The organism is Bartonella sp. OT172YNZD, assembly GCF_042193725.1.
In the GTDB taxonomy this organism is placed as follows: Bacteria; Pseudomonadota; Alphaproteobacteria; order Rhizobiales; family Rhizobiaceae; genus Bartonella; species Bartonella grahamii_A.
On sequence record NZ_JBHILZ010000009.1, the window covers coordinates 97,605 to 106,889 of the forward strand.

A 9,285-nucleotide genomic window follows, 5' to 3' on the forward strand; every position below is an offset into this window, starting at 1 on the left:
TTTAATCACATTTTAACATTTTAAGAAACCTTTTTCTGTAAAAATCCCCTGTACCTGTAGATCATGTTCTGCTGCGGGAATAGAGGAAACCTCCTGACATGAAAATCCTATGCCCCATAATGTTATTTGATGCCCTTGTTTTTCAAGAGCTTTAACCGCACGGTCATAATATCCCCCTCCATAGCCAAGACGGTGACATTGACGATCAAACGCAGAAAGCGGAACAATAATATTATTAGGGACAACAACGCCATTGTCTGTCCCTGGACCAAAGGTGCCAAAGCGCATGGGCTCTAAAATCGTGCTGGGTGAAAATGCACGGAAAATCATGGTGGTGGAATCAAGTACGGCTGGTAAGGCTAAACGTCCACCGCGTAATGTTACAGCATCCAGTAAAGGACGCGGGTCAATTTCCGATTTAATGGGCCAATAGCCTGCCAAAATGAGGCGTGAAAAATCTGTTTCCTTTTTTTCAAGGTACTCAATAAAGTGGCAACAAGCACGCTGCGAAAAGAGTGCGCGCTCTTCTATTAAAAGAGCATCACGACGCGACAAGCCGCTTTTGCGCTGCTGTGTGCGAAGGGATGAAGCAGATTCACAGAGGGGATTTTGTGTCATTGTCTCGTCAATTGTTTTATAAGATGCTGGTATTTTATCCATTGTTGATGTTTTGTAAATCTCTTTATGGACAAGAGCTATGATCATGAAAAGAGTATGCGCTCTTCTATTAAAAGAGCATCTTGATGCGACAAGCCGCTTTTGCGCTGCTTGTCATGCGAAGGGATGAAGCAGATTCGCAGAGGGGATTATTTTTGTAAGTGCTGTCTGTTTCATAAAATAAAGCCCAACGTAATTTTTATTTCTTGAAAAGAGAGTATCGTCATTGGTCTTATGTAAAAGGACGTTTTCAATTTTTATCTGGAAAAATTTATTGATGTAAAAAAGGGTGATCCACAACAGCCGATGGAAAAAGCTGATCCCGGGAACCTATACAAATAGGTGGGCGCCATATGAAAAAGCCCACGGGCTTGATCAGGGACAGCTCCCTCGGAGATCATTAAGGTCTCAGGAATACGTTATTTCCTGTCGAGAAGCGCAGAACACCCTCCTTAATATAAAACAATTTCAGAGTTTCTGCTAGAGATAAAATAACCTCAATCTCTTCTTTTTCATAAAGTTTTTTCAAGATGGTTTTACAATCTTGCTGGGGGCTGCTGGAAATGGCTGTATGATATATAGAATGCTTTATTCAAAGTAGAAAAGCAAAAAATATGAGTAGGGGTGGGTGATTGAGTGACGCAGAACGGTTTATTGGCAATAGTTTGATTTTTAGTTTCGGGGGGAATGCTTGGGGGAGGTTTATTTTTTATTCAAGGATGTTTGTTGAACTGGTGTTGCGTCTTTGAAACTTTTGCCTTGTGAAGCCATATTTCAGTGCTGTTTTATCAATTTTGAGGGGGGGAGGAGAGCCGATACGGTATGTGCTGCTATGGTTGAGCTAATAAAAATGAAAAACAGACGATGACAGTTGATCAGAGATGCTAAGCGATGTTTTAAGCTTTTTTCAAAAAATATTTTTTGGGGATCGTGTTTACAATTTTTTATCCATGATGAAAGGTGTGAAAAAAAGAGGTGGTGTGAAGAGAACTCAGGTGTGAAGCGTTTGCTTGCTATAAGAAGAAATTCTGTAGGGGGACTATGACAGTTTTTTTGTAATCTATTTATGTGTGTGTAATAACACATATTATGGACAGATTTATTGGGATAGGCAAGGCAGCTTAAGCTTTGGGTGTTTCGATGAGCACTTTACGCTGTTTGAGTACGTATAAGGCGAAATTATTTCTGAACATACGGCAGGAGTTCACCGCCGCTATGACCTATCCAAGCTTAGACCTGAGCTTTTTCATTCGAGAGAACTGTCACAAAGAAAAACCATTGCTTATGCACGTGTATCGAGTCATGATCAAAAAGACGATTTAGAGCGACAAAAACAGGTTCTCGAGCTTTATTGCGCAAGCCAAGGTTGGACTTTATGAACTCATCTCTGATTGAGGGTCAGGAATGAATTATCGTAAAAAGGGACTTAAAACGTTTATTGGATGCTCTGTTGCTTTTATGGTCACGCCAAGTTCAAAAAAAGGCTCTATAATTGCTTGGGGGTGTTTGATGGCGTGGTTATAAGCAGGGGGCTTGAGTTTTTGAGTGGAATGTAAAGCAGGCTTGCGTCTTATCCAAGTTTAAAAGGATGCATAAAGCGTCTCGTTCTTGAATGGTTTCAAAGAGCTTGCGGTGCTTGTTCGTCTAACAGAGCTTGCACGCGCTTTTGAATCCTCTGCATTTTGGGGTGTACTCTAATGCTGTTTTATAAGCTTTAAGAGCCAAGTTTTGGATGCTCTGTTGCTTCCATGGTAATGGCTAAAGTTTCAAAAAAACAGGCTCTATAATTGCTTGGGGGTGTTTGATGGCGTGGTTATAAGCAGGGGGCTTGAGTTTTTGAGTGGAATGTAAAGCAGGCTTGCGTCTTATCCAAGTTTAAAAGGATGCATAAAGCGTCTCGTTCTTGAATGGTTTCAAAGAGCTTGCGGTGCTTGTTCGTCTAACAGAGCTTGCACGCGCTTTTGAATCCTCTGCATTTGTGGGTAATACTCTAATGCTTTTTTATAAGCTTTAAGAGCAAGTTTTGGATGCTCTGTTGCTTCCATGGTAATGCCAAGTTCAAAAAAAGCTATATAGTTGCGCGGTTCAAGTTCAAGAGCATGGTTAAGATCAAGCATGGCAAGCTTGAAATCGTTTAGTTGAATGTGAATCCAAGCACGTCTTACCCAAGCTTCAGCATGAGTAGGTAAAAGTGCAAGAGCATTATCAAGATAATCAAGCGCAAGTCCATAATCGTCGCTACTGATCGCATTTTCAGCCCATGACATTAAAAGATCAATCGTCTCGCTCCCCGATTGGGACCATAAATGTTGAAGTTGTTGACTGATCTTTTTCGCTTGAGAAACATCAGCACAATATTTCAACTCTTTCAGTAAACGTAAAATTTCTGCTTCTTTGCGTTGCTTAACTCTGTCAACATGGGAGAGCTGCTCTGTGTCAAAATCTTCAAGAATAACCGCAGATGAATCAGAATCGGAGAGCGTTGAGGAAGAGGAAGGAGAATTGGGAATAAGATCATCTAACGGTAAAAGCGATTGTGGAGAAGGACGATCTTCAGGAAGTGAAGGAGGATTTTGCCCATAGCCAAAAGAAACAAAACAAAAAATGCTAACAAAAGAAAGAAAAAAAATGCGCTGGAAAATACAGAAAAAACGCAGCTGAAAAAATCGAAAAGCTTTTAAAAAAACAAAAGAATCCATAAAAACAAGCCCCCAAAAGATAAATCACCAAATATTATCAAACAATGGACTCGTAACCAACGGACTTATAACCGAAAAAAATCTTAAGAAAAAATTTTTAAGCCTACAAAAAGTAGGCATAAAAACATTAACCTAAAAGAATTAGCCCTGACGCGCTCTAAAACGTGGGTTCGTTTTATTAAGAATATAAACACGGCCCTTACGACGCACCAAACGATTGTTACGGTGGCGCTCCTTTAGTGCTTTAAGCGAATTTTTAATTTTCATCATATTCACCGTTAAACAGTTTACGTAACACAATACTATAATACGACATTAAAACACGAAAATACAATATTACAACCCCAATACTGCTCACTCTATGAACACTGCATTGCAATATCGTACTTGCATCACAATATCACACGATACACTTTTTCACTGTGATCACAAAAAGAAAAACGCACCCTTAAGGTACGCATTAACACATTTCATTAGCACAACGAATAAGTGAAAATTACAAAAAAGTAGAAAAGATCTAACAAGAAGTCCTCTTCTTGTCAAGGGTGTATTATACATTTCATATGGTGTGTTAATGGTTGCCTTGAAGGTAAAAATATTCTCGTAAAAAGTAAAAAGAAGGATAAAAAGTGGAAACAAGTAAAAGCTTCTCATTTGTGTGAAAATAATCCTGTTTTTTCGTAAAATATTATCGTTGAGGTGTTTTTTGCTAGTGTGTGAGAGTATTCTTAAGGCTTATTCTTAAAACCTAGAAAATAAACCGTATGATGAAGACAAATGGGATGAATTGATAAGGATCAAATTCTATTGTTCACAGTAAGCGAAGAGTCTCGCATATTATTAAGGTTTTCTCATTGTAAATCTGTGTATCTTTAACCATAGCATTTGCTGCTTGCCTATCACAAGCGGGATGGGTGTATGAGTGAAAACACTTGAAGATAAGGAATAAAACGGTCTTTTATAAATGCTTTCAAGTGCTAGAGAGTATTGCAACATTGGGGATTGTCAAAGCGGTGTGATGAGGATGGCGTTTACGCTTCATAAGCTTGAAGAAGGTGGTGCACTATGAATGTTTAAGCTATTACCGAGAGCTTTTATGCTATATGATGATGGGGGCTGTTGTGAAGTGGTGGCAATGTGTATTGGCAGGTGTTTTTTAAAAGAAGCGTGTGTTAAAATAAGCGCGTAAATTGGCGACATAAGTGTCTTCTGTTTGAGGCTTTTTATTTTATGTGAGGGGTGAGGGGATGTTGGGGAATGGATAAGCTTAGTGCTGTAATCATATCCTGTGATCATATCTTTTACCTGGAGATCAGGAGCGGAGCGCTTCGAACTTTTAATGAGGGGTTAAATTTGTGCTGTTAGAGTGAAAGATGATGCATAAATTTTTATTTTAGGGCAAAAGCCTATGATTCTTTGCAACCCAATTTCTACGTGGGATGGATTGCTAGATATTGTTGAGCGGATGGGGAATTCAAATTGTTCGGTAAGGGAGCCAGTATACTGGGAATACACTTTGGCTCTTGAATGTGGATATAGTTTGAATTCCTTTTATATCCATTTAATATCCATGCTGTAGAAAATTTGACCTTCTGAAGGGTGGTCTATGATGATGTTTATTGAAAGAGTGAAAGGTTCACATTTCCTGGGGATAGACGTAATAAAAGTATGTCATAATACCAATTTGCATATATGCTGCCAATGCCAAAGAGAGCTGAAATAATGATCATTGGTATCCCGATCGATAGGGGCATTACCTCTCTTCCTCCTACGAGGTATCCTATACACAAAAATCCTGCCATTAATAAAAAGCCTATCGACATGATTTTTGTTGATAAAACAATGGGTTTACGAAAGGTTAAAAGAAAGAGGAACAACATGCGTCTAAATGGATCCCCTCTACGTTTTTTGGGGAGGGATAGACTGTGCCTCATTTAAAATTGCTTCTTTATTTTTATTATTGTTAGAAATGAAGTATTTTTTCGCTCAACGAGCGTTTTAAAGGTAATGATAGTATTAAAAAGTATAATTTAGCTTTATCAGGATAATAAAATAAACACTTATACTGGGTCAATTAAGGGTGCTGTTAGGTGCTCTTGGAAGAAACTTGGAGTGAGAAAAATTGTGGGAACTTTATGAAGCGCTGGTTTGTTGGTCTTGACGAATGTCATTGCTAAGCAGGATAGAAAGTTACAGACAGTCTTTTGTGGGGGGTACAGAATATGCGTAAACAAAGTGCGTTTACGATAACGGAGTTCACAAAGAATTGTGCGAGATGCAATAAAGATATGCCATAAAACCAACGAGCATTATACGGTGGTGATGCGCCTTATAATTCATTGCCTGAAAAAGCTTAAAGAACAAGGTAAGAAAATTGATGCGCTAAAAAGAGGGGAAGCGTGAGAGAAGAAAAATTGATCTGTAAAGAAGAAATTTAAGCTGTTGGGGGATGTTGAGGAAACTTTTTCGAGAAAGATGTTGAGCGGATGAATAAAAGGAGAAAGTCCTCTATCTGTTAAAGAAAAAAGAGAGGGAGGAAAAAGAGGAAAGTTGCTATGCTGGAGAGGCTATCTTTTGGCCGATATTGGGCTGCGTTTGCGAGAGTTGTGTGGGTAGAGTAATACGTTTCACCTCTTTGCAGCGATTTTATGAGAATAAACCGTATTGTACATAAAAACACAATAAAGTCAATAGCTTGTGTGAAATTATTTTATATGAAACCACTGAAGAATCCATCCTTTTATGCATGATTCATTTGACCATTTTTATATAAGATTGCCATGTATGAATAGACCATAAAAAGTAAATCATCATGTAAATGTTATAACGCATGTGTCATTCAAATGAAATGAAAAGCAGCTATCATTCATAACAGTTCATAAATTTTATGATACGTTTTTATCACAGCACAAATTACATTGTTTAAAAATTTAGTTGTTTGAAAATATCGATAACATAAATCGCATACGTTTAAAGATCACATCTTGTTTTAAAGATTGGATTGTTAATCACATAAAAGAGCAAATTAACATTCGCCAAAATTTGCGAACGCAAAATTAGAGAGCTGTCATGACAGCATCATCATAACACCGAACATTTTAAAGATTGCATAAAAGGATTTAAAGACAAGATCGATTTTAAAACGCTTTCTAAAAGTTTAGAAAACGATAAAGAGGTATTTTTTATCTTATGAAATCAAAAGCCTTTTAATGAATAGATTGCAGGCTAGTATTTAAGAACGGAACTATTCGCTTCCACAAAAAAATGGAAGCGAACAATACGATAGCAGTCGAATTACTATCTACTTTAGACTTGGTACTAAAAACGTTGTAAAAGTTATAGTTTAAAAATACGAAACCAAATGAGGTCCCCTCAAATTTGAGGGCATCTATTTAGACAAGATAAGCAAGTAAAATTCAAAATCGTTGTAACATTATAAGGCATAGGATTTACTTAATTTTGAGTCAAAAGTTACTCTGTTTAAAGAATGCTCTATTCTAAAGTTAACGTCTCCAAAATTGGATTGGTTGATTTTGCTAGCCAAATATAGAGCGATTAATTTGCAAAGAAGTTCTGTTTAAAAGACACTTATGAAAGCCTTTCTAAATACCGTTTAAACGTTTATAACTAATATTTATAACAGTTTTTAAAGCCTTGCGTTTGATAAAATCGGTTGTTTATTGTCTTATGAGAGATTGTTTTGAAAACCAATGCTCGTAAATGTAAAAAACGTTTTTTAAAGCTACCAAGCGTTTTGATTTGTTTGATACGTTTGATAGCAACGAAAAGCGTTTATAGGCTTTCTCATTCAAATGAGTGATTAAAGATCATACGCATCATTTACATTCCTTTTGATAAGTTTTCATCTCTCAATAGAGCGCTTGTAATATGATATGTTTTGTATATATACATTCATTATTCCATTATGAGTGATTAATTTTAATCATTAGAATCATGATTTGAAAGCCGCGTCATATCATTTGGCACGGCTTTCTTTTATGATGGAGTTATCCTATTAAAAGGCACTCCCATGTCTATTTTTATTCTGTTTTATCAGTTATATTGACAACATTATCCCTTTCATAAACCTCACAATTTTTTGGAACAAACCTTACTTTGCTTTTTTGTTGATTTTTGCATTGCCATAGGCTTTACCCCAGACCTTGGCATGATAGGAAACCTTGGCATTGCCATAAACAGAGCCATAAATCTCACAAGAGCCACTCACACAAGCATTCCCATAAACCTTGCCATAAATTTTTGCACGACCATTAATAACAGCATAATTATAAATTTTTGCATGGCTATAAATGCAAGCCAAGCCAGAAACCTTGGCATGACCATAAACGCGTGCATAACTAAAAACCGTAGCATCATAAGAAACATGCGCATGGTCATAAATATGAGCATCAGCAAGAACGCGGGCACTACCATTCACATGAGCATTACCATAAATATTGCCATAAACATGAGCATTGCCATAGACACAAGCATTGTCATAGACATGACCACAGACTTGAGAAAAATAGCGTATTTTTGCATCATCATACACTCTTGCATGACCGTAGACACAAGCCTCATCATACACCCAGCAATTGCCATCATGGGATAGGTTAACTTCCTTTTCAATAAAGCCGCCTAAAGACCCCGCCTTTATATCATCAAAATCTTTTAAAGCTTTAATGCGATAAAGGTTTATAATATTTCGAGTAAGAGCATGTTTGATTTTTTTGATTTCATTGGTTAATTCATATTTTTTGCACATAGAGATACCCTCACAATCTAATGTGATAAACATTTGCTAAAATTTGGAATGGAAAAATTTGGTTGGAAAGCAGGCACCCCCGCCGCGCCCACGCGTCTTTACGCAGCGTCTTTTATGGTGTGATCACAAATTTTGATATGACCATTCAATTTTTTGGTATCTATATATGAATTGCCAAAAACACTCACTTTATCGCAAATGTATGTATAGCCTGTAATTTTTGCATTCTCATAAATACAAGCATCATCACAAACCACAGCAAAAAACCAAACTTGAGCATTGCCAAAAATCTTTGCATTGCCATAAGCTTGCGCATAGCCAGTTAATAAAGCGTTATCATAGATTTTAGCATGACCTTTTATAACAGCCCTGTCCGATACCTCAGCATGATTCAAAACGTAGGCATAATCGTAAACATAAATTTTGCCAAAAACCAAGGCATGATCAGCAACCCTTGCATTGTCATAAATTTTTGCACAATCAAAAACCTTAGCATTGCCTTCAATTTTTGCATTATCGAAAACACTAGCGTAATCACAGACTGTAGCGTGATCAGAAACACAAGCCTCATCATAGACCCAGCAATTGCCATCATGAGAGAGGTTACTTTCCTTTTCAATAAAGCCGCCTAGATCGCCAACCTTAATATCAGAAAAGTCTTTTAATGCTTTAATGCGATAAAGAGTTTGATTATTAATTACACGTGTCTCATTTGTGAGTGCAAACTTCTTTTGCATGAGCACAATTCCTTTATAGAGATTTAAATTTTTAAATGAGATGTTTAAAAGGAGGGCGCCCCCCGCCGCGCCTACGCGTTATTTACGCAGCATCACTTTCATATTCGCTGTCATTATCATCGTCATAATACCCTTCAAAATCAGCATAATACTCATGACGATAATAATCATCTTCGCTACCAAACTCAGGATATGCATCATCACAGATATCTTCATTAGCTGTTAAAGAGGCATTGCTATGAATATAAGAAGAACCAGAGATAAGAGCATCACAAATAACGGCATCATCAAAAACATGCGATTCATCACAAATATAAGCAGAGCCACTTATTTTTGCATTGCCTCCGACAAGAGAGTATGATTGTCATTTAACAGTGTAATTATACAATCTTCAAAAGCGGGGGGAAATGATATGGTTTGCACAACA

At 37.1% G+C, this 9,285-nt stretch carries 4 protein-coding genes, 1 other RNA gene and 3 pseudogenes; 1 reads left to right on the forward strand and 7 read right to left on the reverse strand.

Going from position 1 to position 9,285, the window contains the following annotated elements; all coding sequences use genetic code 11:
• Window positions 1-12: 12 nt before the first annotated feature.
• Window positions 13-618, reverse strand: coding sequence for a 5-formyltetrahydrofolate cyclo-ligase (locus tag ACFIJS_RS05635; protein WP_375650557.1), 606 nt, complete (start codon window positions 616-618; stop codon window positions 13-15).
• Between the two features lie 326 nt (window positions 619-944).
• Window positions 945-1,105, reverse strand: a non-coding RNA gene (gene ssrS, locus ACFIJS_RS05640) — 6S RNA.
• Window positions 1,106-1,844: 739 nt separating this feature from the next.
• On the opposite strand from ssrS, the pseudogene ACFIJS_RS05645 reads away from it, so the two are divergent.
• A pseudogene (locus ACFIJS_RS05645) lies at window positions 1,845-2,049 on the forward strand (recombinase family protein); the annotation flags it as partial.
• A 521-nt stretch (window positions 2,050-2,570) separates the two neighbouring features.
• Here ACFIJS_RS05645 and ACFIJS_RS05650 read toward each other — a convergent pair.
• The 5 genes and pseudogenes from ACFIJS_RS05650 to ACFIJS_RS05670 form a co-directional block, all read right to left on the reverse strand.
• Window positions 2,571-3,356, reverse strand: a complete 786-nt coding sequence (locus ACFIJS_RS05650; RefSeq protein WP_375650549.1) for a tetratricopeptide repeat protein — start codon at window positions 3,354-3,356, stop codon at window positions 2,571-2,573.
• Between the two features lie 141 nt (window positions 3,357-3,497).
• Window positions 3,498-3,623 (reverse strand): type B 50S ribosomal protein L36, encoded by a 126-nt coding sequence (gene ykgO, locus ACFIJS_RS05655; RefSeq protein ID WP_004863016.1) that lies wholly within the window; start codon window positions 3,621-3,623, stop codon window positions 3,498-3,500.
• 3,773 nt (window positions 3,624-7,396) lie between these two features.
• Window positions 7,397-8,121: pseudogene (locus ACFIJS_RS05660) on the reverse strand (hypothetical protein).
• A 98-nt stretch (window positions 8,122-8,219) separates the two neighbouring features.
• On the reverse strand, window positions 8,220-8,858 hold the full coding sequence (locus ACFIJS_RS05665; RefSeq protein ID WP_375650551.1) for a hypothetical protein: 639 nt from the start codon (window positions 8,856-8,858) through the stop codon (window positions 8,220-8,222).
• A gap of 82 nt (window positions 8,859-8,940) precedes the next feature.
• Window positions 8,941-9,207, reverse strand: a pseudogene (locus tag ACFIJS_RS05670) (hypothetical protein); the annotation flags it as partial.
• Between the last annotated feature and the right edge of the window lie 78 nt (window positions 9,208-9,285).

Excerpts from the sequence above, each read along its gene's own strand:
- ACFIJS_RS05635 (WP_375650557.1), bottom strand. The coding sequence starts at position 618 with ATGACACAAAATCCCCTCTGTGAATCTGCTTCATCCCTTCGCACACAG.
- ACFIJS_RS05650 (WP_375650549.1), bottom strand. The coding sequence starts at position 3,356 with ATGGATTCTTTTGTTTTTTTAAAAGCTTTTCGATTTTTTCAGCTGCGT.
- ykgO (WP_004863016.1), bottom strand. The coding sequence starts at position 3,623 with ATGAAAATTAAAAATTCGCTTAAAGCACTAAAGGAGCGCCACCGTAAC.
- ACFIJS_RS05665 (WP_375650551.1), bottom strand. The coding sequence starts at position 8,858 with ATGCAAAAGAAGTTTGCACTCACAAATGAGACACGTGTAATTAATAAT.